The organism is Rothia kristinae NBRC 15354, assembly GCF_001570865.1.
Classification (GTDB): Bacteria; Actinomycetota; Actinomycetes; order Actinomycetales; family Micrococcaceae; genus Rothia; species Rothia kristinae.
This window is the reverse complement of sequence record NZ_BCSM01000005.1, coordinates 23,397-49,321: the sequence shown is the minus strand read 5'-3', so window position 1 is coordinate 49,321 and position 25,925 is coordinate 23,397. Positions and strand designations below refer to the sequence as shown.

Below are 25,925 nucleotides of genomic sequence, written 5' to 3'. Positions count from 1 at the left end.
TTCTTCGACGGGGCGCGGAGGCGGGGGCGGGACCGTGGTTCGGGGTTTCGGCAGGAGAGTCTACCGGTACTCGGCGCCGTGCGGGGGCTGCCGATCCTCGGCCAGCGCCCCCAGCACCTGCTCCAGGGCCGCCGCGGACAGCGCCCCGCGCCGGTGCGCCCGCTCGGCGCTAGCCCGCGCCATCGCCAGATAGGCCCGGCCGATGTCCGCGGCGTCCTCCTCCCGCGCGAAGCCCTCCAGGATCTCCCGGTGCGCGGCCAGGGTGCCCACATCCCCGCGGGCCACCGGCCCGGTCAGCGCGGCGTCCCCGCTGGCCAGGGCGTTGTCCAGGCTCGCGCGCAGCAGCGGGGTGAGCATCCTCCCCGGCTCGGGCACCCCGATGCTCTCCAGGATCTGGCGGGCCTGCCCGACCAGGGTCACCAGGTGGTTGGACCCGTGGGACAGGGCCGCGTGGTACAGCGGCCGGTCCCCCTCCTGCACCACCACGGGCTCCCCGCCCATCTCCACCACCAGGGCCTGAGCCACCGGCAGGAACGCGGCGGGGGCGGTGACCCCGAAGGGGCAGGAGCGCAGCCGGTCCAGGTCCAGGGACAGGCCGGTGAAGGTCATCGCCGGGTGGATGGCCAGCCCCACGGCCCCGCGGGCCCGGGCCGTGTCGAAGACCTCGGTGCCGCTGCGTCCGGAGGTGTGCACGAGCAGCTGCCCGCTGCTGACGTGCCCGCCCTCCACCAGCCCGCGCACGAGCGGGGCCAGGGCGTCGTCGGGCACGGCGAACAGCACGAGCTCGCTGCGCTCCATGATCTCGGGGATCTCCCAGCGCGGCGCCCCGGGCAGGAGGGATTCCGCTCGGGTGCGCGATGCCTCGGACACGGCGTGCACCCCGGTGATCGCGTGCCCGGCGGCGCGCAGGGCCGCACCCAGCACGGCCCCGACCCGCCCGGTCCCGATCACCCCGATGCCGAGGCGTCCGGGACGGGCGGCGGGCGATTGCTGCGGGCTCATGCGGTGGGCTCCTCGTTCTCGGGTTCTGCTGCTGCGGAGGTCGGGGAGGGCTGCTGCCCCACGGACGCGCGGACCGGCCCCCGCGCCGAGGGATCCTCCGACGCCGGGACGGCGAGGACACGGGCCAGGGCCAGGGCATCGACCCGGGTCAGTCGGCGCACCCGGGTGTCCACGGGCCCGGCCACGGTGCACAGCTGGAGATCGGCCAGCCCCAGCCGGCGCAGCAGCGGTCCGTCCTCCAGGACCACCCCCTGCACCCGCCGCTGCGGGACCACGCTCAGCTGCCGGGTCAGCCGCCCGCCGCGCAGCAGCAGCGCCCCGGAGCCGCGCAGGAATCCGCTGCGGCGATAGGTCAGCGGGGCCAGCCAGCGCGCCGCCGGCGGGGAGACGGTGAACCCGTGGCCGGTGCCGCTGCCGCGCAGCGCCGCCGCGAGATCCTCCGCCCCGGGGGCCTCATCCTGGACCACGGGTCCCAGCACGTACGGCAGGAGCCGACGCAGCTGCGCTTGGGTGCCGACCGGCAGCAGCACGGAGCGGGTCTCGGAGCCCTCCCCCGCGCCGATCCCGGCGCTGGTCAGCCGGACCCGATACCACCCGGGCAGGCGCCACAGCAGCGGCTGCTCGATCCCGACGGTGTGGATGCGGCCCAGGGGGATGGACTGGGCGCGGGTGTCGGTCAGGCCCGCGCGGGTGCGCAGGCCGCCGTCGGCCTCCAGCACCCGGAATCCGGCGCCGGCGTTCACGGCCGACCACACCGTGCTGCCGGCCACCAGCAGCATCGGCAGCACCCCGGCCACGGCCGTTCCGGCGCTGTCCGCGGCCCAGCCCAGCGCGACGGCGATCAGCAGGATGGCCAGCAGGGAGCTCAGCAGCCCCGCGGACAGCAGCGGGGCCGCGGCCGCGCGGGCGAGGGGAACGCGCAGCACTTCCCGCTCCGCGAGGCCCTCGGGCGCCTCGCTCTGCGGAACCCCGCCCTCGGAGATCCCGGTGTCGGGACCCCCGGCGGCGACCGTCCCGGAGGCAGGACCGATCGAGCCGCCCCTGGCCTGCACCACCCGCGGGTCCCGCGAGTCGGAGTCCTGCGCGGCGGAGTTCTCCGGGGCGGCGTTTCCCGAGGCGGCGGCACCTGAACCCGGCGTCGCGGGGGCGCGCAGCTGGCGGGCCCGGGAGAGCAGGCGCCCGCGCAGGTCCTCGGCCTGGCGCAGGCTCAGGAAGCGCAGGTGCAGGGCGGCGTCCTCGGCGTCGGCGACGTCGAAGCGCAGCTCCGCCAGCCGCAGCAGCCGGGCCAGCAGCGGCTGGGTGATCTCGATGGCCTGGACCCGCTCCAGCCGCGCCTGGCGCTCCTTGCGCAGCAGGATGCCCTCGCGCACGTGCACGGAATCCTCGGTGACGGCCCAGCGGGTGAACCACCAGGTCAGGGCCATCGCCCCGATCACCACGGCCACCGCCGCCAGCACCGTCAGGACGGCGAGCAGGCTCACCCCGCCTGCCATCTCCTCGGCGCCGCGCACCAGGTCCCCGGCGTCGGTCTCCCCGGTGATGACGTCTTCGATCAGGGGCCGGAGGAAGAGCACCAGGATCAGCACCGCGGTGATCCAGAAGCGGGCCAGCGGGGTCAGCGGATGCACCCGGCGCCACTGCGGCCCCGCCTCGGGCTGCCCCGGCGCCTCCCGGTTCATCGGGTCCTCCGACGGCTGCGGCGCGGGCGCGGCGTCCGGGGAGGACGGGTGGGGCGCGCGGCTCACAGGGCCTCCATCCGCTCGCGGCCGCGCCGGCTCAGCTCCTCGCGCAGCCGGCGCGCCTCCTGCCGGGAGACCCCGGGCACCGAGACGTCCGCGGCGGCCGAGGCGGTGCGGAAGGTCACCGAGGACAGGCCGAACAGCCGCTGCCAGGGCCCCTGGGAGACCTCCACGTACTGCATCCTGCCGTAGGGCACGGCGGTGACCCGGTGGCTGAGCACCCCGCGGCGCACCAGCACGTCCTCCTCCCGCTCGGCGTACCCCATGGCGCGGGCCTGCCGGGGGATCAGCAGCAGGTCCGCCGCGGCCCAGATCAGCAGCAGGCCCAGCACGACGAGGCCGACCGCCGTCCAGGCGCCGGGCAGCAGTCCGAGCAGTCCCAGGACCGACGGTGCGGCGGCCAGCAGCAGGACGATGAGCCAGCCGAGGCCGCGGGCCAGCAGCATGCTCGCCGGATACCGCGCGTCCATCCGCTGCCAGGGGGCATCCCAGGCGTCCAGGGCGGCCAGGCGGGCCTCGAAGCGGTCACTGCCGGGTCGGACCCGGGCTCTGGCGGTCTCGGGCATAGCCACCCTCTCCTTCGGGGATGTCCCGGCGCTGGGCGCGGCGGGGATCGGCGTGCTGGGGCCCCTCATCCGTATCATCCGGTGGGCGCTTGCACCAGGCTTCGGCCACGCACCCGGCCGCGCACACCAGAGCCCCGACCACCAGGTCCGCGATGATCAGGGGCAGATCCTCGGTGGCGCTGCGCCAGCGCAGCAGGCTCAGCTCCCGGATCAGCAGCCCCGCGGCCCATCCCGCGGCCAGGGCGCCGAACACCGCGCAGGTCTGCGCGAGCACCGCGGTGCGGGCCGCGAGCAGCGGCTCCACCGGACGCCCGCGCGGATCCCGCACGTGGGCGCGCACCCGGCGGGCCAGCACCAGCACCGCGATCGCCAGGACGATCAGCGCGGCCAGGGTGATCCAGGGCAGCACCAGCAGGCCGCCGGGCACGAGCAGGGACAGCAGGAGGGCGCCGACCAGGCCCGCGGTCCAGATCAGGGCCAGCCATCGGGGACGCAGAGGACGCATCGCGGATCAGCTCCCGTCCTCGGTGAGCCAGCCGCGCACGCCGTCGGCGTCCGGGGCCCGTTCGGCCAGCGCGGCCACGCGGATCCCGTCCAGCTGGGCGTCGGGGTCCATCCGCGCCCAGGGGGCGAGCACGAAGGCCCGCTGCCCGGCCCGCGGGTGGGGCAGGACCAGCTCGGGTTCGTCCATGTGCAGACCCCCGTAGGAGATGATGTCCACGTCCAGGGTGCGCGGGCCCCACCGCACGGTGCGGACCCGGTGGAACCGATGCTCGATCTCCTGGCACCAGCGCAGCAGGGCGAAGGGCCGCAGATCCGTGCGCACCCCGACGACCATGTTGAGGAAGTCCGGCTGGTCGACGGGTCCCCCGACCGGCGCGGTAATCACCACCGGGGAGCGGACGGTGACGCTCACGCGGGGATGCTCGCCCAGACGCCCCACGGCTTCCGCGAGGATGCGCCGTGATTCGCCCTGATTGGAGCCCAGAGCCAGGACCGCGTCCACACTCATGCGCGCTCCCGGTGGATCGTCACGGACACATCGCCGAAGGTGACCTCGATGGGGGCCTTGGGCTTGTGCACCGTCAGCTCCACGGCGTCGACCGGGAAGCGCTCCAGGATCCGCTGGGCCATGGTGTGCGCGAGGGTTTCGATCAGCTCCACGCTCGGACCCATCACGACGTCCTTGATCGTCTCGGCCACCGCACCGTAGTCCACGGTGCGGGACAGATCGTCCGTGCGTCCGGCCTGGCTGAGGTCCCGGTAGAGGATCACGTCCGTGAAGAACGGCTGGGCGATCTTCTTCTCCTGCTCCAGGACCCCGTGGGTGCCGACGGCGCCCACCCCGATCAGGGTGATCCGGTCCCGGCCCGCACTCCCCTGCCGGGGCGCGGTGCCGCTGCCGTCCTGGTTCTGCTCCACCGTTCCTCCTCGGTGCTCGCGACGATGTGATGGTCGATGGGATGCCCGGGCCAGCGCCGCCCGTCCCGGGGCTGCGGCTCAGCCGCCGGCCCGGCTCCAGGCCCGCTGCACGGCCAGCGCATCCGCGGTGGCCCGCACGTCGTGCACCCGCACCGCCCAGGCCCCGGCCCGGGCCGCGAGCACCGAGACGGCGGCGGTGGCGACGTCGCGCTCGACGGGACCGGGGGTCTGCGGCTGAGCGCTGCCCGAACCGCCGGGAGCCCCCGATTCATCCGGCGTCGCTGCGCCGTCCGGGAGCTGCGCCCCGGGCCGGTGCTCGGCGCGCGCCGCGGCCAGCGTCGAGCCCAGGAAGCGCTTGCGGGAGGCCGCGACCAGCACGGGATGGCCCAGCCCCGTCAGGGCGTCGAGCCCCGCCAGCAGCCGCCAGTCCTGATCCCCGCCCTTGGCGAAGCCCAGGCCCGGGTCCAGCACGATCTGCGCGGGGTCCACCCCGCCGTCCAGCAGCCGCTGGCGCAGCCCCAGCAGCTCGGCGCGCACCTCCGCCACCGGGTCCGCGTACCGGGCCAGGGAGTCCATGGTCGCGGAGTCCCCGCGGGCGTGGGTCAGGATGTAGGGCGCACCGGTGCGGGCGATGAGCTCGATCATCTCCTCGCCCAGCCGGGCCCCGGAGACGTCGTTGACGATCCCGGCGCCGGCCTGCAGGGCCGCCTCGGCGGTGTCCGGGTGCAGGGTGTCCACCGAGACGACGACGCCGCGCTCGGTGAGCCGGCGGATCACCGGCAGGATGCGCCGCCGCTCCTGAGCCGGATCCACGGGCTCGGCCCCGGGGCGGGTGGACTCCCCGCCGACGTCCACGAGGTCCGCGCCATCGCGGACCAGGGCCAGCCCGTGGGCGACGGCGGCCTCCGGGTCCAGGTGCTCTCCGCCGTCGGAGAAGGAGTCCGGGGTGACGTTGAGGATGCCCATGACCAGGGTGCGCCCGGTGGGCAGGCTCGGCCAGCGGGCGCTCACCGGCGCTCACCCCCGCGGATCAGGCCCATCGCCTCGGCGCGGGTCGCCGGGTCCCGCAGCTGCCCGCGCACCGCCGAGGTGACGGTGTGCGCGCCGGGTTTGGCGACCCCGCGCATGGCCATGCACAGGTGCTCGGCCTCCACGACGACGATCGCCCCGGCCGGGCGCAGGAACTGCTCCATCGCCTCCACGATCTGGGTGGTCAGCCGCTCCTGGACCTGGGGGCGTCGGGCGTAGAGGTCCACGAGCCGTGCCAGCTTGGACAGGCCGGTGACCCGCCCGTCCGCGCCGGGGATGTACCCGATGTGGGCGGTGCCGAAGAACGGCACCAGGTGGTGCTCGCACATCGAGTGGAAGGTGATGTCCTTGACCAGCACCATCTCGGAGTGGCCGATGTCGAAGGTCGTGGCCAGCAGATCCGCCGGGTCCTGCCCCAGCCCGGAGAAGACCTCCGCGTAGGAGCGGGCCACCCGGGCCGGGGTCTCCCGCAGCCCGTCCCGGTCCGGGTCCTCGCCGACGGCCAGCAGGATCTCCCGCACGGCCGCCTCGATGCGCGGCAGGTCCATGGGCATCACCGGCTCCAGGGCCCGGCGGGCCGGGGGCCGTCTCCGTCCTGCTCGGGCTCCCGGGCGTCGGGGCCCGGCTGGGGGCCCTGGGGCCCTTGGGCGCCGGGCCCGCCCTGGGCGCCGCCGTCGGACTCGGTGCCGGGAGGGGTGGTGCCGGTGTGGTTGCGGGGCACCTCGAGGGGGTGCTCGGGCTTGGCGGCCACGGCCTGGTCCTGCGGCGTCATCTCCGCCGGGTCCTGGGTGCCCTCACGGCGAGCCTCGGCCTGCTCGGCGGGGGTGGTGATCGGGGGGATCTCGGAGACCGGGCGGGTCTCCTTGGACAGCCAGACCTCGCGCACCGGGCGCTGGCGGACGTCCTTGAAGACCTCCGCGATCTCCTTCTCGTTCAGGGTCTCCTTATCCAGCAGCTCGAAGGCCAGCCGGTCCAGCACATCCCGGTTCTCGGTGAGGATCGCGTAGGCCTCGTCGTGGGCGTGGTCGATCAGGGCCCGCACCTCGACGTCGATCTGGGCGGCGGTCTTCTCGGAGTAGCCGCGGGAGGAGGCTCCGCCGTCGCGGCCCATGAACGGCTCGGTGTCATCCGAGCCGAGCTTGATCGCCCCGATCGTCGCGGACATGCCGTAGTCGGTGACCATCTTGCGGGCGGTCTTGGTGGCCTTGTCGATGTCGTTGGCGGCACCGGTGGAGGGGTCGTGGAAGACCAGCTCCTCGGCGACCCGCCCGCCCAGGGCGTAAGCCAGCTGGTCCAGCAGCTCGTTGCGGGTCGTGGAGTACTTGTCGTCCACCGGCATGACCATGGTGTAGCCCAGGGCGCGCCCGCGCGGCAGGATGGTGATCTTGGTGACCGGATCCGTGTTGCGCAGCGCGGCCGCGACCAGGGCGTGCCCGCCCTCGTGGTACGCGGTGATCTTGCGCTCCAGCTCCTTCATCAGCCGGGAGCGGCGCTGCGGGCCGGCCAGGACGCGGTCGATCGCCTCGTCCAGGGCGCGGTCGTCGATGATCTGGGCGTTGGAGCGGGCCGTGAGCAGCGCGGCCTCGTTCATCACATTGGCCAGGTCCGCGCCGGTGAAGCCCGGGGTCTTCTTGGCCACCTGGGCCAGGTCCACGTTGTCCGCCAGGCGCTTGCCCTGGGAGTGGACCTCCAGGATGCGGCGTCGGCCCTTCAGGTCCGGGGCGTCCACGCCGATCTGCCGGTCGAAGCGCCCCGGGCGCAGCAGGGCCGGGTCCAGCACATCGGGGCGGTTGGTCGCGGCGATGAGGATGATGTTGGTGTTCTCGTCGAACCCGTCCATCTCCACCAGCAGCTGGTTCAGGGTCTGCTCGCGCTCGTCGTTGCCCCCGCCCATGCCGGCCCCGCGCTGGCGTCCGACGGCGTCGATCTCGTCGACGAAGATGATCGCGGCCTCGTTCTGCTTGGCCTGCTCGAACAGGTCCCGCACGCGGGAGGCGCCGACGCCGACGAACATCTCCACGAAGTCCGAGCCGGAGATGGAGAAGAACGGCACCCCGGCCTCGCCGGCCACGGCCTTGGCCAGCAGGGTCTTGCCGGTGCCGGGAGGGCCGTACAGCAGCACGCCCTTGGGGATCTTGGCCCCGACCGAGGTGAAGCGCTGGGGATCGGTGAGGAACTCCTTGACCTCCTGCAGCTCCTCCACGGCCTCGTCCGCCCCGGCGACGTCGGAGAACTTCACGGTGGAGTTCTCCTTGTTGAACTTCTTGGCCTTGGACTTGCCGAACTGCATCAGCTGCCCGCCGCCGCCGGACATGCGCGAGAGCAGGAACCAGAACAGCGCCAGGATGATCAGGAACGGCAGGATCAGCCCCAGCAGGGAGGTGAACCAGTTGCTCTCCACGGGCTGATCCGTGTAGCCCTTCAGGTCCCCGTCGTCGATGGCCTGCACGACGTCCTCGGCGCGCGGCTCGACGTAGTAGAACACCACGGACTTGCCGAGGTTCCGGTCCCCCTCCGTGTAGTCGTCCTTGAGGGAGAGCTCGACCTTCTGGTCGCCGTCGTACATCTTGGCCTCGGTGGCCTTGTGGTCCTGCAGCAGCTCGATGCCGACGTTGGTGTCCACGCGGTTGGTCTCCGCGGACATCGTGGTGAACAGCACCGTCGCCAGGCCCACCAGGGCCAGGACGATCCAGAAGTAGGGTCCCTTGAAGAGGCGCTGGCGGACGGTCTTCTTCTGGGGACTGGTGTTGGTGGCCAAGCTGGTGGTGCCTTCCGATCGTCGTGGATGCGTCGTGGGGCGCGAGCGGTCTCGTGACAGACTACCGCCGGGAGCCGGCAGGGCCTCCCGGACTTCCCTCACGGCGGACGCCGCGCGGGGACGGGGGGCTGCCGCAGACGGCGGCGCGTCAGGAGTAGACGTGCGGGGCGAGGGTCCCGATGAAGTCCAGGTTGCGGTACCGCTCCGCGAAGTCCAGGCCGTAGCCGACCACGAACTCCGGGTCGATGTCCCACCCGATGTACTTGACCGGCACGTCCGTCTTCACGGAGGCCGGCTTGCGCAGCAGCGCGCAGATCTCCACGGAGTTCGCCCCGCGGGATTCCAGGTTGGACTTCAGCCAGGACAGGGTCAGCCCGGAGTCGATGATGTCCTCGACGATGAGCACGTCCCGGCCGTGCAGGTCCGTGTCCAGGTCCTTGAGGATCCGCACGACCCCGGAGGATTTGGTCCCGGAGCCGTAGGAGGACACGGCCATCCAGTCCATCGTGTAGTGCCCGTGCAGGGCGCGGGAGAGGTCGGCCATGATCATCACGGCGCCCTTGAGCACCCCGACGAGCAGGACGTCGCGGTCCTCGTAGTCGCGGTCGATCTGGGCCGCGAGCTCGGCGACCTTCTCCCGGATCTGCTCCGTGGTGAACAGGACGTTCTTGAGGTCCTCGCTGACGTCGTTCGCATCCATTGGGGTCTCCTGCTTTCCGTGATGCTGCCGGTGGCCGCGGTGCCGCTGGGTCGGATCACCCCGCCGGGGTGCGGGTCAGGATCAGCGCCCCCGCGGCCTCTGGCTCGGGGGCTCGCCGCTCCAGCGCCCGGCGGCGCCACACGGTCACTCTACCCGGCATCTGCACGGGACCGGCATTGCCCCGGCCGCCGAGCAGCTCCTCCAGGGCGGCCAGGCGCTCGTGGGTGGGCGCAGCACCCCCGGCCTCCTGCAGGGCCGCCGCGAGGATGCGCCGACGCAGGGCGGGGTGGGTGTCCGACAGCACCCCCAGGGACAGCGCGGCCAGGGCCTGCTCCGGCACGGGGTGGAAGCGCCCCGGGTCCGCGCGCGCGTCCTGCGCCCGCCGGGCGGCCAGGGCATCCAGCAGGTCCGCGTCCTCGGTGAGCACCTCGGCCGTGCGGGCCAGGGCCTGAGCGATGCCGGGGCCCAGGGTGCGCTCCAGGTGGGGCAGGACGTCGTGACGCACGAGGTTGCGGCGCAGGGAGGTGTCCGCGTTGCTCGGGTCCCGCCAGGGGCTCAGCCCCTCGGCGGCGAGGATCTGCTCGACCTCCTCCCGGGTGGTGCCCAGCAGGGGCCGCAGCAGCAGGGCGGCCGAGGGAGTCTCGTCGGTCCCGTCGGGATCGGCGCGCGGCGGCTCGTCGGGCGGCGTCGCGATCGACGCGGTGAGCGGCTCGCTCTTCGGGGCGGTGATCGGCTCGCCGTCGATGCCGAGCCCGGCCAGGGGGCGCGCCGGCGGCATCCCGGCCAGGGAGCGGGTTCCGGAGCCGCGGGCCAGGCCCAGCATCACGGTCTCCGCCTGATCGTCGCGGGTGTGGCCCAGCAGGATGCCGGCCACGGTCTCGCCCTGCTCCCCCAGCTCGGCGACGGCCTCCTCGAAGGCCCGGTAGCGGGCGATGCGCGCGGCCATCTCGGGGCCGTGCCCGCCGGGCTCCACCGCGGCCCGCCGGATGAGCACGGGGGCCAGGCTCAGCTCCCGGCACTGCTCGGCGGCTCGCCGCGCGACCTGCGCGCTGCCCTCCTGCAGCCCGTGATCCACGACGATCGCCCCGGCCCGCAGGTCCCCGCGGCGGGCGAAGTGCGCGGTGAGCGCGGCCAGGGCAAGGGAGTCGGGCCCGCCGGAGCAGGCGACCAGCAGCAGCGGCCCCTGGGCTGCGCGATGGGCGGGGGCGCTCGGGGTCCCGGGCGAGGAGGCCGGGTCCTGCTCGCCTCGGCCCGCCCGCCTCCCGGCCTCCGCTGAGCGCGCCGCCCGCCCCGTCGGAGTCGTCTCCAGGCCCGCGTGCTCGGCGAGGTGGCGGGCCAGGCGGCGTCGGGCGGCGCCGACGGCGGGGTGCAGGCGTCCGGTGCGTCCGCTCTGAGCCATCAGCGCCGCTCCGTCCCGTCGACGCCGCGCGCCTCGGATCCAGGCGCGTCGGATCCGGCCCCCTCGGCGTCCGCCCCGTCGGCTCCGGTGCCGACCGCCCGGGCGGATGCCGCCGCGTCGTCCGCAGGGGCGGAGTCCTCGGGCGCGCCGTCCAGCACCCGGGCGATCCAGCGGTGCGGGTTGTGGATCTCCCGCTCGCTGGGCAGGTGCTCCGGGCCCTCCCAGACCCGGTTGACGACGTCCATCCCGCGCTCGCGCAGGATGGTGCGCACGAACTCCTGGCCGTCCCGGTACTGGCGCATCTTCAGGTCCAGGCCCAGCGCCCGCCGCATCGCCCGGTCCAGCAGGCCGCGCTGGGGGCGGGCGTCGAAGCGGCGGCGGATGGTCTTCACGGTCGGCACGATGCTCGCGTCCACCGCGTCCATGACCACGTTCGCGTGGCCCTCCATGAGGCTCATGATCGCGGTGAGCTGCGACAGCGCGGCGGCGGAGTCCTCATCCAACAGCAGGCTCATCCGGTTGCCGGGCACGGGCCGCTCCCCGTCCGGGGAGTCCTGCCCGTCCTGCTCGCGGCGGGCGGACAGCGCCCGCCGGGCGGCCTCCCCCAGGCGCTGGACCAGCTCGCCGCCTCCTCCGCCGAGGCCCTCCGGCAGCCGGGTGATCAGCTCCAGCAGGTGCCCGCGCAGCCAGGGGGCGGCCGCGAACTGCACCCGGTGGGTCTGCTCGTGCAGGCACACCCACAGCCGGAAGTCCTCCGGCTCCACGTTCAGCTCCCGCTCCAGCATCGCGATGTTCGGGGCGACCAGCAGCAGGCGCCCGCCCGCGGCCCCGTGCCCGCCGAGCGCGGCGAAGGGATCGTACTGGCCGAGCACCTTGCCCGACAGGAAGGCCAGCAGCCCGCCCAGCTCGACGGCGGCCCCGGCGGCCGTGACCCGCCGGTCCAGCCCGGACATGTCCTGAACCCGCTTCCCCGGTCCCACGGCCAGCAGGCGGTTGAGCAGGAAGGCGAAGGTCTGGGCGTTGGCCCGGGACCAGCCGGCCCGGTCCACCACGAGGACCTCGGAGTCGTGCAGGTTGCGCGCCGCCTCCAAGCCAGTGATGGCGTGGACGTGGTCCACCGCGGCATTCGCCTGGTACCGCACGGATTCGACGACGGCCCCGGCCTCCCGGCGGGACAGCCGCGGCCCGGCCGGGGCCAGGCGACGGGCCGCGGCGGCGGCCGCCTCCCAGCCGATGACCTCGGGCGCGGGCTGTCCCGGCGCCCCGGCGGATCCGGCGGGGACGGCGGGGACGGCGGCGTCGGGGGACGGACTCGAGGCGGGGGTCCTGGGCTGGGCCATGGCTCAGGCCTCCGCGGCGGACTCGTCCGCCGGCACGGGGCCCGCGGAACCCGCCGGGTAGTCCAGCAGGGGCGCGCGACCGTCGTCGTAGGCGGCGCGGATCTCGGAGAGCACCCGCCAGCCCTGCTCGGCGGCCCGCCCGCTGACGCTGAAGGTGCGCCGACCCTCGAAGATCCCGCGCACCACCGAGCCGTAGGGGGTCAGCGGGGCCTGGCGGACGTGGGAGGACAGGGTGATCCGCCCCAGGCCCCGGGAGTCGTACTCCCCGCCCACGTTCGCGTCGATCGCGATGACCTCGTCCTGCAGGCCGATGCGCAGCATCCCCGGGCGGGCCTCCTGCACCCCGGGCAGATCCGCGCTGCGGGCGGAGGGACGGAACCGGATGCGGATCTCCTGACGCGGCTCGCCCACGGCCTTGCCGGAAGCGATGGTCACGGGGACCCCGCGCCACCGCTCGGCGTCCACCGCCAGGGTGGCCCGGGCGTAGGTCTCGGTCTGCCGGGACGGGTCCACCCCGTCCTCGTCCACGTAGGAGGGCAGGCTCTTGCCCCCGGCCTCACCGGCGGTGTAGCGCCCGCGCACCACCGCTGGACCCTCGCCGTCGGCGGCGCTCTCGGCCACCCGGGCCGAGCAGATGATCTCGGCGCTGGCCTCCTGGATCGCCGCGCCGTCGATGTCCCCCTGCGGGTCCATCAGGGTCAGGCCCATGACCTGCAGCAGGTGGGACTGCAGCATGTCCTCGGCCGCCCCCGTGCCGTCGTAGAAGTCCGCCCGGCCCTCCAGGCCCAGGGTCTCCTCGAAGAGGATGTCGATGCTCTCGATGCCCTCCCGGGACCAGGCGGACTCGAAGAGCCGGTTGCCGAAGCGCAGCCCCAGCAGGGACAGCAGCCCGGGCATCCCCAGGAAGTGGTCCACCCGGTACACGTCCTCCTCCGGGACGAGGTCCGCGAGCTTGGCGTCCAGCTCCCTGGCGGAGTCCTCCCCGGTGCCCAGGGGCTTCTCCATCGCGAGGATCAGCCGCCGCGGCAGCCGCCCCTGCTCCTTCAGCCGGGCCAGGGCGTCCACCGTGTCCACCGCTACGGCCGGGGCCAGCGCGAAGTACAGGACCACGGGGCCGGCCTCGTGCTCCAGCAGCCCCGCGAGGTCCTCGGCGTCGGTGGCGTCGCTGACGCGGAACTCCGCCTGCTGCGCGGTGCCCTCGACCACCGGACCGGGCAGGGGGTCAGCCCCCAGGGTCTGGGCGAAGACCTCGCGCACGGTCTGCGGGAACTCGTCATTGGCGTGGCGCCCGGAGCCGATGATCTTCAGCGGCTGGTCCACGGCCCCGGTCGCGAGGTAGGAGGCGATGCCGGGCAGCAGCAGCCGCTCGGTGAGGTCGCCGTTGGCGCCGAGGATGACGAAGGTCTGCGGGGTGTCAGTCATGGCTCTCACTCAACCCGTTCGCCCGCGACGAATCCAGGGAGGATCCCGCGCGTTCGCCACGGGGTGAGCGGGCGGCGCTACAGCCGGGTCAGGGCGGCGGCGGAGCGGTCCAGCATGTCCTTGGCGGCGGTGAGGTCCGTGAGGTCGTTGACCACGAAGGAGTAGACCAGCAGGCGCCCGTCCTCGGTGGTGGTGACCCCGGAGAGGGAGGAGACCTTCAGCAGGGTCCCCGTCTTGGCCCGCACGTACCCGCGCCCGGCGGCCTCGTCGGCGGCCTCGAAGCGGGCCGCCAGGGTGCCGTCCAGTCCGGCGGTCGGCAGGGCGGAGACCAGCTGGGCCCGGGCGTCATCGGCCGTGACCGCGTGCTGCACGGTCTGCACCAGGGTCGCGGGGGTGACGCGGTTGCGGTCCGAGAGCCCGCACAGGTCCGCCTGCTCCAGGCCCTCGACGCCGATCCCGTCCCGGGTGAGGGTCTCCCGGACCAGCGCGATCGCGGCCTCCTGAGAGCCCTCCTTCCCGGCGGCCACCGCCGCGTTGCGGCCCAGCACCTCGGCCAGCACGTTGTCCGACTCGTCGAGCATGTACCGAGTCTGCTCCAGCACCGTCGCGGATTCCACCGCACCCAGGCGCTGGGAGGCCTCCCGATCCTGCGCGTCGGCCGCCCCGGCGTCGGTGAAGCTCAGGCCGTGGGCGGACCCGGCGGCATCCAGCTCCCGCAGGTACGCGGCCACGGCGTCCTGGGCGGCGTCGTCCGGGCGGTGGGAGGTCTCCTCGGGGTCGGCGGGCTCCTGGGTGTGATGGTCCCACAGGGCGATGGGGTGCACCCCGGTGACGTAGCCGCTGGCCACGTCCTCCGCGCTCCACGCCGGACTCACCGCGGGGCCGGTGAAGCGGGAGGCGTCCAGGCGCACGGGCACGGTGCCGGTGACCCCGCGGTGGTGCAGGGAGTCCACGGTCTGGCGGGCCAGGTCCCGCAGGCTCGCCCGCCCGTCGACCCCCTGCCGGGCCTCGTCGGGGCTGAGCATGGTGTCCCCGCCGGCGCGCAGCACCACGGACCTCCCGTCCGCCCCGAGGTAGGCACCCGTCTCGTAGCGGGCGGAGGGGTCCTGGTGGGACAGCAGGGTGTAGGCGGTGAGCAGCTTGAGGTTCGACGCCGGCATCACCGGCTTGGCGGCGTCGTCGGAGTACAGCACGTCCCCGGTGCGCGCGTCGGCGACCTGCGCGGTCAGGGAGCCGCCGCGGAAGTCCCGCTGCGCGGTGCGCAGGGCGCTGGCCACCGCCTCGGAACCGGGCTGCGCGGCGTCCGGGTCCAGGGTGCTCACCGGCGCGGCGGAGGGGCTTGCCGGTGCGGCGGCGGCGATCTGCGGGGTCTCGGTGAGGTCCTCCCAGTGCTCGGCCGCCTGCGGGACGATCACGGCCCCCGAGCCCAGGCAGGCGATGCCGAGGATCCCGGCCGCGGACCACCACCGGCGGGTGCGACGCCGATCCCGGGACGGGGCCTGCGGGGCGGTGCTGCTCATGGCGGGGATCCTTCGAGGCGGCGGGGTGGGCGGGTGCGGCTCCACTCTACCGGGGCGGCGTCGGTTAGCCTGGGGGAAGCCGCCCGCCGCACGGCGGGCACCGCATCCCGATCGCCGAACAGCTGAAGGAGCACATCATGGAGCGCGACGTCACCATCGAGATCCCCCGCGGGTCCCGCGTCAAGTACGAGATCGACCACGAGACCGGGCGGCTGCGCCTGGACCGGGTCCTGTTCACCTCGATGCAGTACCCCACCGCCTACGGGTACTTCGAGGACACCCTGGGCGAGGACGGGGACCCGCTGGATGCGATGGTGATCCTCGACGTCGACGTCGTGCCCGGCGTTATCGTGGAGGCCCGCCCGATCGCCGTGTTCAACATGACCGACGAGGCCGGCGGGGACGCCAAGGTGCTGTGCGTGGCCACCGACAAGCGCTACGACGAGATCCAGGACCTGGGCGACGTCAACCCGTACCTGAAGGACGAGATCCAGCACTTCTTCGAGCGGTACAAGGACCTCGAGGCCGGCAAGTGGGTCAAGGGCGAGGGCTGGGACGGCAAGGAGGCAGCGGAGAAGATGGTCCAGGACGCCATCGAGCGCTTCCAGCACTCGGACTACGACTCCGCCCAGGAGGCCGAGCAGGACTGACGTCCGGCCCCCGCGCAGACCGCGCAGCAGAGGCCGCGCCTCCCGAGAGCTGATCTCTCGGGAGGCGCGGCCTCTGTCGTATCGCATGCCCCGCGCTCAGCCGAAGGCGGCGCGGAAGGCGGTCTCGGCCGCCGACCCGTAGGGCGTGAACAGCACGGTGCGCACGGTCTCGCCGACCTCCTCGGCCGTGGCGCGGACCGTCTCCACGGCGATGCGCGCGGCGTCGTCCATGGGCCAGCCGTAGATCCCCGCGGAGATCGCGGGGAACGCGACCGAGGCGGCACCGAGCTCGGCGGCCACCCGCAGGGACTCCCGGTAGCAGGAGGCCAGCAGGGGCGCCTTCTGCTCGTACTTGGTCTTCGCGTAGGTGGGTCCCACGGTGTGGATGACCCAGCAGGCGGGCAGCTCCCCGGCGGTGGTGGCCGCGGCCTGCCCGGTGGGCAGACCGTCCGGGAAGCGCTCGGCGCGCAGCCGGCGGCAGGCCGCCAGGATCTCGGGTCCCCCGGCGCGGTGGATCGCCCCGTCCACCCCTCCCCCGCCGTACAGGGTGTGGTTGGCGGCGTTGACGATCGCGTCGGCCTGGGTGCGGGTGATGTCCCCGGGTCGGATGATCAGCTCCATGGGCCCCACCCTAGCCGCGGATCCCGGGCCGGTCCGGGCCGGTGCGGAACCACTGCTCGGGTCGCTCGCCCATGTCCCAGAACACCCCCGCCATGATCCGCAGGCCCTCGCGCAGCACGGAGGCCAGCGCGTGCTCATCCGGGGCGTGCTGGTTGGACCCCGGGGGGGGAGTGCGGGATCCACACGGTCGGCAGGCCGAGCTGGTCGGCGAACACGGCGTTGGGGATCGTCCCGCCCAGATTCGGCTCGACGGCGGGCTCCCGACCCACGGTCTCGGCGATCGAGACCTCGGCCGCGCGCACCACGGGGGCAGCGGGATCCAGCCGAGTGGCGGGAACCGGTTCATGAGCGCGCACCGTGACGCCGCGGATGCCGCGCTCGCGCAGGACCCGCTCGGCCTTCGCGGCGAAGTCGGAGACGTCCGTGCCGACGACGTAGCGCAGCTGCAGCACAGCGCGCGCCCGGGCGGGGATCGCGTTCTTCGGCTCGGCCGGATCACCGGCCTCCAGAGCGAGGACCTCGACGGTGTTCCACGCGAAGACCCGCTCGTTCGGGTTCAGCCCCGGCTCGCCCCAGTCACGGTCGACGGCCGGGCCGCCGTCGTCGGCGGGCTCGGGCAGGGCCTGCACGGCCCGGCGCACGGGGTCGGGGATCCGCGAGGGGCGCAGGAAGTCCGCGCGGATCACCCCGTCCCCGTCCACGAAGGCGCCGATCGCGGCGGCCAGGACGGTCGCGGGGTTGCGCACTCGCCCGCCCCAGTTGCCGGAGTGCAGGTCCCCGGCGTGCTCGCGGACGATCTCGCTCAGCCCCACGGAGCCGGCCTCCTCGCCCATCTCGATCAGAACCGTGACGTTGTAGCCGAGCTTCCCACGCACCCCGATGACGGCGCCGAGGGCGCACAGGTCGACGGTGTGCTGGCCCTTGTTGTCCGCGCTGCCCCGGCCGTAGAGGGCATCGCCCTCGATGCTCAGGTGCCAGGGGCTGCGACCCTCGCTCCAGTCGTCCGCGTGCCCGAACTGCACATCGCCGTGCCCGTACACGAGCACGGTTGGGCAGCCGCGGATCCTCGACGCGTCGGCCGATGATCGCGGGGTGGTTCGCGGAGACGGGGTTCTGCGCGATCCGCCAGGAGAACCCGAGGTCCTCCAGCTGCGGGGCGATCTCCTCGGCGAGGTAGGCCAGGGCCCGGTCCCGGTGCCCGCCGCCCTGGCTCTCGGTGCGCCGGGCGACCCGGGCGCGGAGCAGGTTCACGAGGGCGTCGTAGGTATCTGCGGAGGCCTCGATCGCCCGTTCGCGGGAAGCCTCGGAGCCGGTGACGGAGGAGCGGGTCGCTGTTCTCCCGTGCAGGGTCAGGGGATGGCATGGGGCTTTCCTCCAGGTGGTGGCTGCCGCCTTCAGCCCAGGACGCGGTCCTCGGCCTCGGCCTTGGTCTCCCCGCCCACGGGCACGGCCTTCTTGGCTCCGCGGGAGAGGTCGATGATGTAGCCGACGATCGCGGCGGCCAGGGTGGGGAAGAACCAGCCGAGCTCCTGCTCGTAGCCCGGGGCCCAGCCGATCAGCGGCTCGATCCAGGAGGAGACCCAGCCGAGGGAATCGGCGCTCATCAGGGCGGACCAGATGATGGCCACGGTCAGGGAGAACACGTAGGTCAGGTTCAGGCGACGACGCAGCAGTGGCTCGACCAGGGTCAGGAAGATCAGGGTGATCGCGGCCGGGTAGAGGAAGCCGACGATGGGCCCGGCGATCGCGATGACGGTGCTCAGCCCCAGCGTGGAGACCAGGAACGCGATGATCGTGAAGATGACGGCCCACCAGCGGTAGGAGATCGCGGGCACGAGCTTGGCGAAGAACTCGGAGGTGGCGCCCAGCAGACCCACCGAGGTGGTCAGGCAGGCCAGCAGGACGATCAGACCGAAGACCCACGCGCCGGGCCGACCCATGGTCTGGGCGGCCGCCGCGGAGAGCAGGGAGGCGCCGTCCGGGTAGCCGGCGGCGTCGGGGATCCGGTGCCCGATCACCCCCAGGCCCACGTACACCACGGCCAGCAGCGCCCCGGCGATGATCCCGGACAGGCTGACCCCGCGCACCAGGGCGGGGCCGGTGGGCACGCCCTTCTGGCGCAGCGCGGAGACCACCACGATGCCGAAGGCCAGGGCCGCGAGGGAGTCCATGGTCAGGTACCCCTCCAGGAACCCGGCGGAATAGGGGTGGCTGGCGTACTCCTCGGTCGCGGCACCGGGATCCGAGTGCAGATTGGCGATGCCCAGGACCACCATGCTCACCAGCAGGATGATCAGGGCGGGCGTGAGGAACTTGCCGAGGGCGTCCACGATGTTGCGCGGGTCGAAGGCCAGGGCGAGGGTGATGAGGAAGAAAACCGCGGAGAAGAGGGCGGTGGCGCCCCAGGAGTCCCAGCCGAAGTTGGGGGTGATGGTGGTGGAGAAGCTGACCGTGGCGGTGCGCGGCAGGGCGTAGAAGGCGCCGATGGACAGGTAGATCAGCACCGGGAAGATCACGCCGAAGATCCGCCCACCGCGGCTGGCCAGGTCCTGCACGTCCCGACCGGTGATGGCGATGGCCAGCACGGCCAGCACCGGCAGGAGCACCCCGGAGCTGAGGAAGCCGAGCACCGCGGGCACGAAGCTCTCACCGGAGGACGCCCCGAGGATGGGCGGGAAGATGAGGTTGCCCGCCCCGAAGAACATGGAGAACAGCATCATCGCCGCGACGACGATGACCACCCCGGTGCGTTCGGTGCGGCGGGGGCGGCCGGGGGCCGCTTCGGGGGCGTTGGTCATGGGGGTCCTCCGGCGGTGAGCCTGACGATGCGAGTGGAGAGCGCCCCCAGCTTAGACCTCGCCCTCACTCTCCGGCCACGCGTACCACTATGTGAAACACTGCCGAGGGGCGCCGGGGCGCGTCCCACCCGATGGGAGGCCCGCGGGAGACGAGGGCGGCGTCGGGACGGCTCAGCACGCCGTCGGACCGTGGGTGGGGCGACCGGCCAGGAAGGTGGCCCAGACCCGCATCCCGCGCAGCCGCGCCCCGGTCTCGGCGGTGTCCGCGGCCGGGGCCAGGGGGTTGTCCTCCACGATGGCCAGGTCCGCGACGTCGCCGTCGGCCGGCACCAGACGGCCCCCGGTCGAGGCCCGCAGCGCGGCCTGCGCGCCGATGGCCTCCTCCGGGTGCCAGGCGGGACGGGCGTCCCCGGAGCGGTGAACGGCCGCGGCCATCTCCAGCCAGGGATCCAGCGGGGAGACCGGCGCGTCGGAGCCGAAGGCCAGCGGGATCCCCGCGGCCAGCATGGAGGCGAGCATGAAGCTGCGCTCGGCCCGATCCGCCCACAGCACGTCGGTGACGTCCCGGTCATCCAGCAGGTGCGCCGGCTGCACGCTGGCGGTGATCCCCAGAGCGGCCATGCGGGGCAGGTCCTCCCGGCGCATCAGCTGGGCGTGCTCGATGGACCCGCGCGCCCCGGTGGCGGCGTAGGCGTCCAGGGCGTGGCGCACGGCGGCGTCGCCGATGGCGTGCAGGGCCACCTGAAGCCCCGCCTCGTGGGCCGCGCCCAGCAGGCGTCGCAGGCGCTGCGGACTCTCGTTCTGCACCCCGGAGGGGCGGGTGGGATCCGGGGAGCCCAGATAGGGGGAGCAGCAGTGGGCGGTGCGGGTGCCCAGGGATCCGTCGGAGATGATCTTCAGCGGCCCCATCCGCAGCAGCCCCTCCGGGTCCTGTTCCGGGGAGCACAGCCGGTCCCCGGTGCGCAGCCCGGCCTCGACGACCTCCTCCAGGTGCTCCTGGTACACCCCGGTGCGCACGCGCAGCAGGTTCAGCCCCGCGGCCAGGCGCTCGGGCCAGACCCGGTGGTTGGCGGCGAATTCCAGGTCCACCAGGCCCACCACGCCGCGGGAGGCGGCATCGCGCAGCGTCTGCGGGATGAGTCGGGCGGTGTCCGGCATGTGCCGCTCCAGCTGGGAGTACAGGGGGAACCAGCGGTTCTCGGACAGGGCGCCGTCGGTGTCGGGGGCGCCGAGCAGCCGCAGGGCGGCGGTGTTGAGCCAGCCGTTGTGCATGTCCCCGCTGATCAGCACGACGGGGCGGGGCCCGGTCACGGCGTCCAGCTCGGCCACGGTGGGCTGGCGCGGCCACACGGAGGAGCGGTAGCCGAAGCCGAACAGGGCCTCTCCGGGGTCCAGGTCCCCGTCGCGCTCGCGGCGGGAGAGGTGCGCGCGCACGGTCTGCAGGGCCTGTTCGGCACTGTCGGCCGCGGTGAGGTCCAGGCGGGTGCGGGCCTGGGCCCACTGGTCCACGTGCACGTGCCGGTCCCACAGGCCGGGGATCAGCCAGCGGCCCTCGGCGTCCAGCACCGTCTCCCCCGGTTCCGGGGTGAGGGCACCGGGCGGGGCCAGGCGCACGCGGGCGTCCCGGATCCGGGCGTCCAGGGTCTCTCCGGTGCGAGGATCGCGAAGGCTGCGCAGGAGGTGTCCGGTGGAGCTCATGCCTACTGTTCTACACGGGCCGCACACCCGTATACCGTGCGTCCGGGATCACACCGGCCCGGGGCCGGCGGGGATGCGGAACGCCGACGGACGCCCCGGGAGGTCTTCGACCCGCACCCGGGCCGTCTGCCCCGGTCCTGGCTCAGGCGCCCCGGTGGGTGACCCGCCGGCCGCCCCCGGACCGCTCGACCCCCGGCTCCAGCTCCGGGTCCTGATCCAGCTCGGCCAGGGGGCGCCCGGCCATGTCCCGGACCATCGCGACCACGGGGATCCCGAAGAGCACGGCCACGGCGGTGGAGTACACGGCCGGGGCCAGAGCGGAGCCGGTGGCGGACATCAGCCACGTGGCCAGGAACGGGGAGAGGCCCCCGAACAGGACGGTGGCGAGGTTGTAGCCGATGGCCATGCCGGAGAACCGGCCCACCGCGGTGAACTGCTCCGGGACGGCGGCCGCGGCGATCGCGGACCACCCGGCGGCGGGCACCGCGAGCAGGGCCACGCCGACCATGGCCGAACCGGGGCCGGCGTGGGTGAGCATCAGGTAGGCCGGGATGGTGCTGACCGCGATGATCGCGACGAACGCGGCCAGCAGCGCGCGCCGTCCGAACCGGTCCGAGGCCAGCCCGATCAGCGGGGTCACGACGATCGCGACGACGGCGGCGATGGTGCCCAGGCCGAGGGAGCCCGCGGACTCCAGGTGCGCGGCCTCCTCCAGGTAGGCGGGCACGTTGGTGATGTTCAGGAAGTACGTCACGGACCCGATGGAGGAGATGAGGAACGCCAGCAGCACCGACTTCGGGTGGGTGCGCAGCACGGCGATCAGCGGGGAGCGGGCGGCCTGTGCGGTGCTGCGCTGGGTGTGCTCGAAGGTCTCGGTCTCCACCATGAGCCGGCGCAGCGGGATCATCAGGGCCGCGAGCGCCCCGCCGATCAGGAACAGCACCCGCCAGCCCCACCCGTCCAGGTCCTCGGGGCTCAGCTGCACGGCCATGACGGTGCCCAGCCCCACGGCCAGCAGGGAGCCGACCTCGCTGTTGGCCGCGGCCCAGCTGGCGGCGAAGCCGCGGCGGCCGTCCTTCGCGGATTCCATGAGGAAGACCATGATGCCGGTGTACTCAGCACCCACGGAGAAGCCGGCCAGGCAGCGCAGGGCGATGACGGTGACCGCGCCCCAAACGCCCCAGGTCTCCTGGCCGGGGACGAGGGCGATGCCGGCCATCGCCACGGCCATCAGGCTCGCGGAGATCACCAGGGAGGATTTGCGGCCGATCCGGTCCCCGAGGTGCCCGAAGACCATCGCGCCGATGGGACGGAAGAGGAAGCCGACCGAGCCGATGGCCAGGGTCATCAGCAGGGATCCCTCATACGGGCCGAAGAAGACGCGGGACAGGCTCGTGGAGACGTAGAAGAAGATCGAGAAGTCGTACCACTCCACGACGGTGCCGAAGGCAGCCACGAGCATGGAGAGCCGACGCCGCCTCCCGGTGACGGCCGCGGGCGGGGCGGGCTGGTGGGCGGCGGTCGAAGCCATGGGGAGGTCCTGACGTGGGCGGCGGTGGGGCGCGGCCGACGACGCGGCGAAGCCCCTGGTCAGACCAGCCTAATGCCCCTCCGCCGGAACCCGAAAGGCTCGCAATGCTTTCCTGCCGGGGAGGGGTGGACTCCCTGAGAGGAGGGCTCAGAGGCGGATCCCGGCGCGGGCGGCGTCGAGGGTCTGGGCGACCTCTTCGGTCCGCGGGTGCTCGGCGCCGAGGGTGGTCTCGGCCCGCTCGCGCAGCGCTTCCAGCTCCTGCACGGAGGCCTCCAGCGCTCCGGCGTAGCGCAGCTCGTCGGCGGCGAACAGCCCCAGCGCGATCTCCTCCTCGTCCCCCAGGATCTCGGCCTCGCGGTAGGCGTCCAGGGCTTCGATCAGCCGATCGTGGGCATCCCGATGGGCGCGGGAGACCCGGCCGCGGGGGTCCTGCTCCGCCTCGACCTGCTCCGGCAGGCCCCGGGCCAGGGCGGCCTCGGTGAGCAGCTCGCGGTGCTCCTCGGTGGGGTCCGCGACCACCATCTCCAGCAGCTTCCGGTACTCGGTCCGGGCGGCGTCGTGCTGATCCCGGATCATCAGGTGGGCGTGGGTCAGGGCGGTGCGCTGCAGCTCGTCCAGGTCCTCCCACCCGCGGTGCAGCTGCTCCTCGGCCTCGGCCACCAGCCCCAGCCGCTCCAGGAGCCCGGCGAGCTGGCGGCGCAGCTGCAGGGTCTGCGGGTCCTGTTCCCCGCGCCGCTGCTCGGTGTCCGCCACCAGGGACTCCAGGGCGGACCGGGAGGCTGCCGGGTCGTAGGCGTAGGCCAGCTCCTGGCCGAAGCTGCGGCGCAGGGCGGCGGCCTGGGCGGAGTCCGCGCCGTAGTAGTGGTGCACCCGCACGAGCAGCCGACGCAGGGCCTTGGCCCCGGCGTCGAAGCGGCCGGCGGCGAACAGCACGACCACCCGCAGCCGCAGGGCCTCGAAGGTCAGGGCGTGGTCGGGGCCGAGCACCTGATCGGCCTCGCCCAGCAGCCGGGTCAGTCCCTCGGCGGCGTCGCCGGTGCGTCCCGCGCGCAGCTGCACGCGGGACAGGTGCAGCTGGGCTTCGGCCAGCTGCTCGGAGAACCGCGCTCCGGCGGCGGCCCAGCTGGCCACGGTCTCCTGCAGGGCGGAGATGGCCTCGTCGGCGCGCTCGGCGGACTCGAGCACGGCGGCCTTCTGCTGGAGCAGGAAGCTGCGCTGGGCGGCTGATGACTCATCCGATGCGGCCGAGGTCTGCCGGATGAGCTCGTCGAACAGCTCCAGGGCCCGGTCGACCTGGCCGCCGGCGGCCAGGGCCGTGGCGCGGTAGGAGGCCACCTGCACGGTGAACGGGTCGCGCTCCCCCAGCTGGGTGCGCGCCTCGTCCAGCAGCCTCTCGGCCGCGTCGGGATCCGGGGAGGGCAGGGCGAGCTGCTCCTCGAACCGGGTGTGCAGGGTCTGGGCGTCAGCGGCGCTGCTGGGCATCTGGCTCACCTTCCGTGGTTCGGCGCGATGTGCTGTCAGTCCCATTGTCCCACTGTGGGGGTCAGTCGTTCTCCCAGTCAGAGTTCTGCGGGCGCGTCGGGATGCGGTCGCGCCTGTAGGTGATGTCCGTGTACCCGTGGGGCACGGGGCGGCCGTTCTCATCCACGGAGACGAACACGATCTTCTCGATGGACAGGATCAGCCGGCGGGTCAGCATGTTGCGGACCTCGCAGCGCATGGTCACCGAGGTCCGCCCGAAGCGGGTGGCCTTCAGCCCCATCTCGATCATGTCCCCCTGCACCGCGGAGGAGACGAAGTTGATCTCGGAGATCAGCTTGGTCACCGCGCGCCGGTTGCCGGTCTGCAGGATCGCGTAGATCGCGGCCTCCTCGTCGATCCAGCGCAGCAGGGAGCCGCCGAAGAGGGTGCCGTGCGCGTTGAGGTCCTCCGGCTTGACCCACTTGCGGGTGTGGAAGTTCATGCCGTCGTCCACCACGGACAGCTCGGCGGTGTTCGGGGAGATCGGGTATTCGGCCATACATCCCACTGTAGGCCGCGCACCACGGGATCATTCAGGTTTGACGGTGATGACCGGACACTCCGCCTCGAGGATGATCTGCTGGGCCGCGGAGCCCAGCAGGATCTTCCCGACGGGGCTGCGCCGGCGCACCCCGACGACCACCGCCTCCACGTCCTCATCACCGGTCGCATCCACGAGGTCTCCGACGGCGCTGCGGCTGCGCGGATCCGGCCGCTGCACGCGCACCCGATCCGGGTCCAGCCCGGTCAGCTCGGGGGCCCGCGGGTCCGGCTCGGCATCGTCCACCGAGAACAGGATCAGGTCGGCGTCGCGCCGCTGGGCCTCCCGCACGGCGAACTCGCGGGCGGCGCGCCCGGCGGGGGTGTCGGTGTGGGCCAGGATGATGCTCACGGATGGGTCTCCTCGGTGCGTCACGGGCTCTGCGGTGCCCCGGTTGGCGGGGCGCCGTCCCCTCACTGTAGGGTGAATCACACTCGCCGTCGAGCCCGGGACCCGTGCTCGACACCCATCGATCGCCCACCGCCCAGGAGGCTCCCCGTGGCATCCGACCGCGACCAGCAGACCCCGTGGGGATCCGACCCGTACGACCCCGCAGCCCCCGATGCCGGTCCGACCGGTCCCGGCTCCGGCCCTGCGCCCGAAGCGCCGGACGCCGCGGCGTCGGAAGCCGGCCCCACCCGCCGCTCGGTGCTGCGCTGGGGCCTGGGCGGGGTCATCGCCCTGGCCGCTATCGGCACCGCCTCCTACGGCTCCATCAGCTCGGCCTCGGCGGGCCGGGACCTGCGCTCGGCCCTGACGATCATCGCCCCGGCCGCGGCCGGCGGCGGCTGGGACACCGTGGCGCGGGAGATGCAGCAGGCCCAGCGCGCCGAGGGCATCGTGAACAACACCCAGGTGGTCAACATGCCGGGGGCCGGCGGGACCATCGCCCTGGGCAACCTCTCCGTGCTGGAGGGCCAGCCCGGCAACCTCATGGTCGGCGGCACCGGGCAGCTGGCGGCGACCATCAAGTACGGCTCCGCCGCGACCTATGCGGACGTGAACCCGCTGGCCATCACCGTGGAGGAGTACGACGTCGTCGTGGTGCCCGGGGACTCCGAGTTCCGCACCCTGGGGCAGCTGATGGACGCCTGGAAGGCGGACCCGCGCTCCATCCCGTGGACCGGCGGCGGCTCCTTCGACCAGCTGGTGATCGCCGAGCTGGCGATGGCCGCGGGCATCGACCCGCAGACCATGATCTACGTGAACTCCGACGGCGGCGGGGAATCCGCGGCGGCCCTGATGAACGGCACCGCCACCGCCGCGGCCAGCGGCTACCCGGACTCCATCGACCAGATCGAATCCGGGCGCCTACGGGCCCTGGCGCTGGTCGCGAAGGAACGCCCCGAGGGCATCGACCTGCCGACCACCGTGGAGCAGGGCTACGACGTGACCCTGGCGAACTGGCGGCTGCTGGTGGCCCCCGGCGGCATCACCGACGAGGACCGTTCGGGGCTGCTGGAGATCATCGAGGAGACCATCGCGACCCCGCAGTGGCGGGAGGCGATCACGCGCTACCACTGGAACGAGAACGTGGTGACCGGTCAGGAGCTGACGGACTTCCTGGACCGGGAGAAGCGGCGGATCGGCGAGCTGTACGAGGAGCTGGGACTGTGAGCACCGCATCGAGCACGCGCGCACCCCGGTCGCGGTCCACGGAGACCCGGC

Annotated in this window: 24 protein-coding genes; 2 read left to right on the top strand and 22 right to left on the bottom strand. The window is 73.6% G+C overall.

All coding sequences use genetic code 11. The features are described 5' to 3' along the window. Positions 1 to 60: 60 nt before the first annotated feature. The 14 genes from KKR01S_RS04530 to dacB all read right to left on the bottom strand — a co-directional run bounded on the left by KKR01S_RS04530 (position 61) and on the right by dacB (position 14,897). Positions 61 to 1,002 (bottom strand): Rossmann-like and DUF2520 domain-containing protein, encoded by a 942-nt coding sequence (locus KKR01S_RS04530; RefSeq protein ID WP_061225392.1) that lies wholly within the window; start codon positions 1,000 to 1,002, stop codon positions 61 to 63. After that, a complete protein-coding gene (locus KKR01S_RS04525) occupies positions 999 to 2,747 on the bottom strand; it encodes a PH domain-containing protein (protein WP_061225391.1) in 1,749 nt (582 codons plus the stop codon). The genes KKR01S_RS04530 and KKR01S_RS04525 overlap by 4 nt, the downstream gene beginning before the upstream one ends. Then, positions 2,744 to 3,307 (bottom strand): PH domain-containing protein, encoded by a 564-nt coding sequence (locus KKR01S_RS04520; RefSeq protein ID WP_081101556.1) that lies wholly within the window; start codon positions 3,305 to 3,307, stop codon positions 2,744 to 2,746. Before KKR01S_RS04520 ends, KKR01S_RS04525 begins: the two co-directional genes overlap by 4 nt. Further along, entirely contained in the window at positions 3,267 to 3,812 is a 546-nt protein-coding gene (locus KKR01S_RS04515; protein ID WP_061225390.1) for a DUF3180 domain-containing protein, read from the bottom strand. Before KKR01S_RS04515 ends, KKR01S_RS04520 begins: the two co-directional genes overlap by 41 nt. A gap of 6 nt (positions 3,813 to 3,818) precedes the next feature. Further along, positions 3,819 to 4,319, bottom strand: coding sequence for a 2-amino-4-hydroxy-6-hydroxymethyldihydropteridine diphosphokinase (gene folK, locus KKR01S_RS04510; RefSeq protein ID WP_061225389.1), 501 nt, complete (start codon positions 4,317 to 4,319; stop codon positions 3,819 to 3,821). Further along, on the bottom strand, positions 4,316 to 4,729 hold the full coding sequence (gene folB, locus KKR01S_RS04505; protein ID WP_058731110.1) for a dihydroneopterin aldolase: 414 nt from the start codon (positions 4,727 to 4,729) through the stop codon (positions 4,316 to 4,318). The genes folK and folB overlap by 4 nt, the downstream gene beginning before the upstream one ends. A 78-nt stretch (positions 4,730 to 4,807) precedes the next feature. Further along, positions 4,808 to 5,740 (bottom strand): dihydropteroate synthase, encoded by a 933-nt coding sequence (gene folP, locus KKR01S_RS04500; protein WP_061225388.1) that lies wholly within the window; start codon positions 5,738 to 5,740, stop codon positions 4,808 to 4,810. Continuing rightward, entirely contained in the window at positions 5,737 to 6,306 is a 570-nt protein-coding gene (folE, locus tag KKR01S_RS04495; RefSeq protein WP_058731116.1) for a GTP cyclohydrolase I FolE, read from the bottom strand. Before folE ends, folP begins: the two co-directional genes overlap by 4 nt. Positions 6,307 to 6,311: 5 nt before the next feature. Beyond that, entirely contained in the window at positions 6,312 to 8,516 is a 2,205-nt protein-coding gene (gene ftsH / locus KKR01S_RS04490; RefSeq protein ID WP_058731112.1) for an ATP-dependent zinc metalloprotease FtsH, read from the bottom strand. A 148-nt stretch (positions 8,517 to 8,664) separates the two neighbouring features. Beyond that, the gene (gene hpt, locus KKR01S_RS04485; protein ID WP_058731113.1) at positions 8,665 to 9,216 is read right to left on the bottom strand and encodes a hypoxanthine phosphoribosyltransferase; all 552 of its coding nucleotides are present in this window, start codon (positions 9,214 to 9,216) and stop codon (positions 8,665 to 8,667) included. 55 nt (positions 9,217 to 9,271) lie between these two features. Further along, positions 9,272 to 10,615, bottom strand: coding sequence for a tRNA lysidine(34) synthetase TilS (tilS, locus tag KKR01S_RS04480; protein WP_081101555.1), 1,344 nt, complete (start codon positions 10,613 to 10,615; stop codon positions 9,272 to 9,274). After that, entirely contained in the window at positions 10,615 to 11,955 is a 1,341-nt protein-coding gene (locus KKR01S_RS04475) for a zinc-dependent metalloprotease (protein ID WP_081101554.1), read from the bottom strand. The genes tilS and KKR01S_RS04475 overlap by 1 nt, the downstream gene beginning before the upstream one ends. Before the next feature lie 3 nt (positions 11,956 to 11,958). Then, positions 11,959 to 13,377, bottom strand: a complete 1,419-nt coding sequence (locus KKR01S_RS04470) for a glucose-6-phosphate dehydrogenase (protein WP_061225386.1) — start codon at positions 13,375 to 13,377, stop codon at positions 11,959 to 11,961. 77 nt (positions 13,378 to 13,454) lie between these two features. Further along, positions 13,455 to 14,897, bottom strand: coding sequence for a D-alanyl-D-alanine carboxypeptidase/D-alanyl-D-alanine endopeptidase (gene dacB, locus KKR01S_RS04465; RefSeq protein ID WP_061225385.1), 1,443 nt, complete (start codon positions 14,895 to 14,897; stop codon positions 13,455 to 13,457). 137 nt (positions 14,898 to 15,034) lie between these two features. Here dacB and KKR01S_RS04460 point away from each other — a divergent pair, with 137 nt between their 5' ends. Then, the gene (locus KKR01S_RS04460) at positions 15,035 to 15,547 is read left to right on the top strand and encodes an inorganic diphosphatase (protein ID WP_058731650.1); all 513 of its coding nucleotides are present in this window, start codon (positions 15,035 to 15,037) and stop codon (positions 15,545 to 15,547) included. 96 nt (positions 15,548 to 15,643) lie between these two features. Here KKR01S_RS04460 and KKR01S_RS04455 read toward each other — a convergent pair whose 3' ends face one another. From KKR01S_RS04455 to KKR01S_RS04420, 8 genes are all read right to left on the bottom strand, one after another. Next, positions 15,644 to 16,168: an O-acetyl-ADP-ribose deacetylase gene (locus KKR01S_RS04455; protein WP_058731651.1), complete on the bottom strand. Its 525-nt coding sequence runs from the start codon at positions 16,166 to 16,168 to the stop codon at positions 15,644 to 15,646. A gap of 134 nt (positions 16,169 to 16,302) precedes the next feature. Further along, positions 16,303 to 17,214 (bottom strand): M20/M25/M40 family metallo-hydrolase, encoded by a 912-nt coding sequence (locus tag KKR01S_RS04450; RefSeq protein WP_061225384.1) that lies wholly within the window; start codon positions 17,212 to 17,214, stop codon positions 16,303 to 16,305. Between the two features lie 348 nt (positions 17,215 to 17,562). Beyond that, positions 17,563 to 18,966, bottom strand: a complete 1,404-nt coding sequence (gene brnQ, locus KKR01S_RS04445; protein WP_061225383.1) for a branched-chain amino acid transport system II carrier protein — start codon at positions 18,964 to 18,966, stop codon at positions 17,563 to 17,565. Between the two features lie 171 nt (positions 18,967 to 19,137). Beyond that, positions 19,138 to 20,664, bottom strand: a complete 1,527-nt coding sequence (locus KKR01S_RS04440) for an amidohydrolase (protein WP_081101553.1) — start codon at positions 20,662 to 20,664, stop codon at positions 19,138 to 19,140. 142 nt (positions 20,665 to 20,806) lie between these two features. Next, entirely contained in the window at positions 20,807 to 22,195 is a 1,389-nt protein-coding gene (locus tag KKR01S_RS04435; protein ID WP_058743435.1) for an MFS transporter, read from the bottom strand. Positions 22,196 to 22,342: 147 nt separating this feature from the next. Next, positions 22,343 to 23,677, bottom strand: a complete 1,335-nt coding sequence (locus KKR01S_RS04430) for an ATP-binding protein (RefSeq protein WP_061225382.1) — start codon at positions 23,675 to 23,677, stop codon at positions 22,343 to 22,345. Between the two features lie 61 nt (positions 23,678 to 23,738). Next, on the bottom strand, positions 23,739 to 24,215 hold the full coding sequence (locus KKR01S_RS04425) for an acyl-CoA thioesterase (protein WP_081101552.1): 477 nt from the start codon (positions 24,213 to 24,215) through the stop codon (positions 23,739 to 23,741). A gap of 30 nt (positions 24,216 to 24,245) precedes the next feature. Further along, positions 24,246 to 24,608 (bottom strand): universal stress protein, encoded by a 363-nt coding sequence (locus tag KKR01S_RS04420; protein WP_061225381.1) that lies wholly within the window; start codon positions 24,606 to 24,608, stop codon positions 24,246 to 24,248. Positions 24,609 to 24,905: 297 nt separating this feature from the next. Here KKR01S_RS04420 and KKR01S_RS04415 point away from each other — a divergent pair, with 297 nt between their 5' ends. Continuing rightward, complete coding sequence (locus KKR01S_RS04415; RefSeq protein ID WP_174520370.1) at positions 24,906 to 25,874, top strand: tripartite tricarboxylate transporter substrate binding protein; 969 nt, start codon at positions 24,906 to 24,908, stop codon at positions 25,872 to 25,874. Positions 25,875 to 25,925: the final 51 nt, after the last annotated feature.

What these genes read in the sequence shown, in the direction of transcription:
- KKR01S_RS04530 (WP_061225392.1), bottom strand. Translation starts at nt 1,002, where the DNA reads ATGAGCCCGCAGCAATCGCCCGCCGCCCGTCCCGGACGCCTCGGCATC.
- KKR01S_RS04520 (WP_081101556.1), bottom strand. Translation starts at nt 3,307, where the DNA reads ATGCCCGAGACCGCCAGAGCCCGGGTCCGACCCGGCAGTGACCGCTTC.
- KKR01S_RS04515 (WP_061225390.1), bottom strand. Translation starts at nt 3,812, where the DNA reads ATGCGTCCTCTGCGTCCCCGATGGCTGGCCCTGATCTGGACCGCGGGC.
- folK (WP_061225389.1), bottom strand. Translation starts at nt 4,319, where the DNA reads ATGAGTGTGGACGCGGTCCTGGCTCTGGGCTCCAATCAGGGCGAATCA.
- folE (WP_058731116.1), bottom strand. Translation starts at nt 6,306, where the DNA reads ATGGACCTGCCGCGCATCGAGGCGGCCGTGCGGGAGATCCTGCTGGCC.
- hpt (WP_058731113.1), bottom strand. Translation starts at nt 9,216, where the DNA reads ATGGATGCGAACGACGTCAGCGAGGACCTCAAGAACGTCCTGTTCACC.
- tilS (WP_081101555.1), bottom strand. Translation starts at nt 10,615, where the DNA reads ATGGCTCAGAGCGGACGCACCGGACGCCTGCACCCCGCCGTCGGCGCC.
- KKR01S_RS04475 (WP_081101554.1), bottom strand. Translation starts at nt 11,955, where the DNA reads ATGGCCCAGCCCAGGACCCCCGCCTCGAGTCCGTCCCCCGACGCCGCC.
- KKR01S_RS04470 (WP_061225386.1), bottom strand. Translation starts at nt 13,377, where the DNA reads ATGACTGACACCCCGCAGACCTTCGTCATCCTCGGCGCCAACGGCGAC.
- dacB (WP_061225385.1), bottom strand. Translation starts at nt 14,897, where the DNA reads ATGAGCAGCACCGCCCCGCAGGCCCCGTCCCGGGATCGGCGTCGCACC.
- KKR01S_RS04460 (WP_058731650.1), top strand. Translation starts at nt 15,035, where the DNA reads ATGGAGCGCGACGTCACCATCGAGATCCCCCGCGGGTCCCGCGTCAAG.
- KKR01S_RS04455 (WP_058731651.1), bottom strand. Translation starts at nt 16,168, where the DNA reads ATGGAGCTGATCATCCGACCCGGGGACATCACCCGCACCCAGGCCGAC.
- brnQ (WP_061225383.1), bottom strand. Translation starts at nt 18,966, where the DNA reads ATGACCAACGCCCCCGAAGCGGCCCCCGGCCGCCCCCGCCGCACCGAA.
- KKR01S_RS04440 (WP_081101553.1), bottom strand. Translation starts at nt 20,664, where the DNA reads ATGAGCTCCACCGGACACCTCCTGCGCAGCCTTCGCGATCCTCGCACC.
- KKR01S_RS04435 (WP_058743435.1), bottom strand. Translation starts at nt 22,195, where the DNA reads ATGGCTTCGACCGCCGCCCACCAGCCCGCCCCGCCCGCGGCCGTCACC.
- KKR01S_RS04430 (WP_061225382.1), bottom strand. Translation starts at nt 23,677, where the DNA reads ATGCCCAGCAGCGCCGCTGACGCCCAGACCCTGCACACCCGGTTCGAG.
- KKR01S_RS04425 (WP_081101552.1), bottom strand. Translation starts at nt 24,215, where the DNA reads ATGGCCGAATACCCGATCTCCCCGAACACCGCCGAGCTGTCCGTGGTG.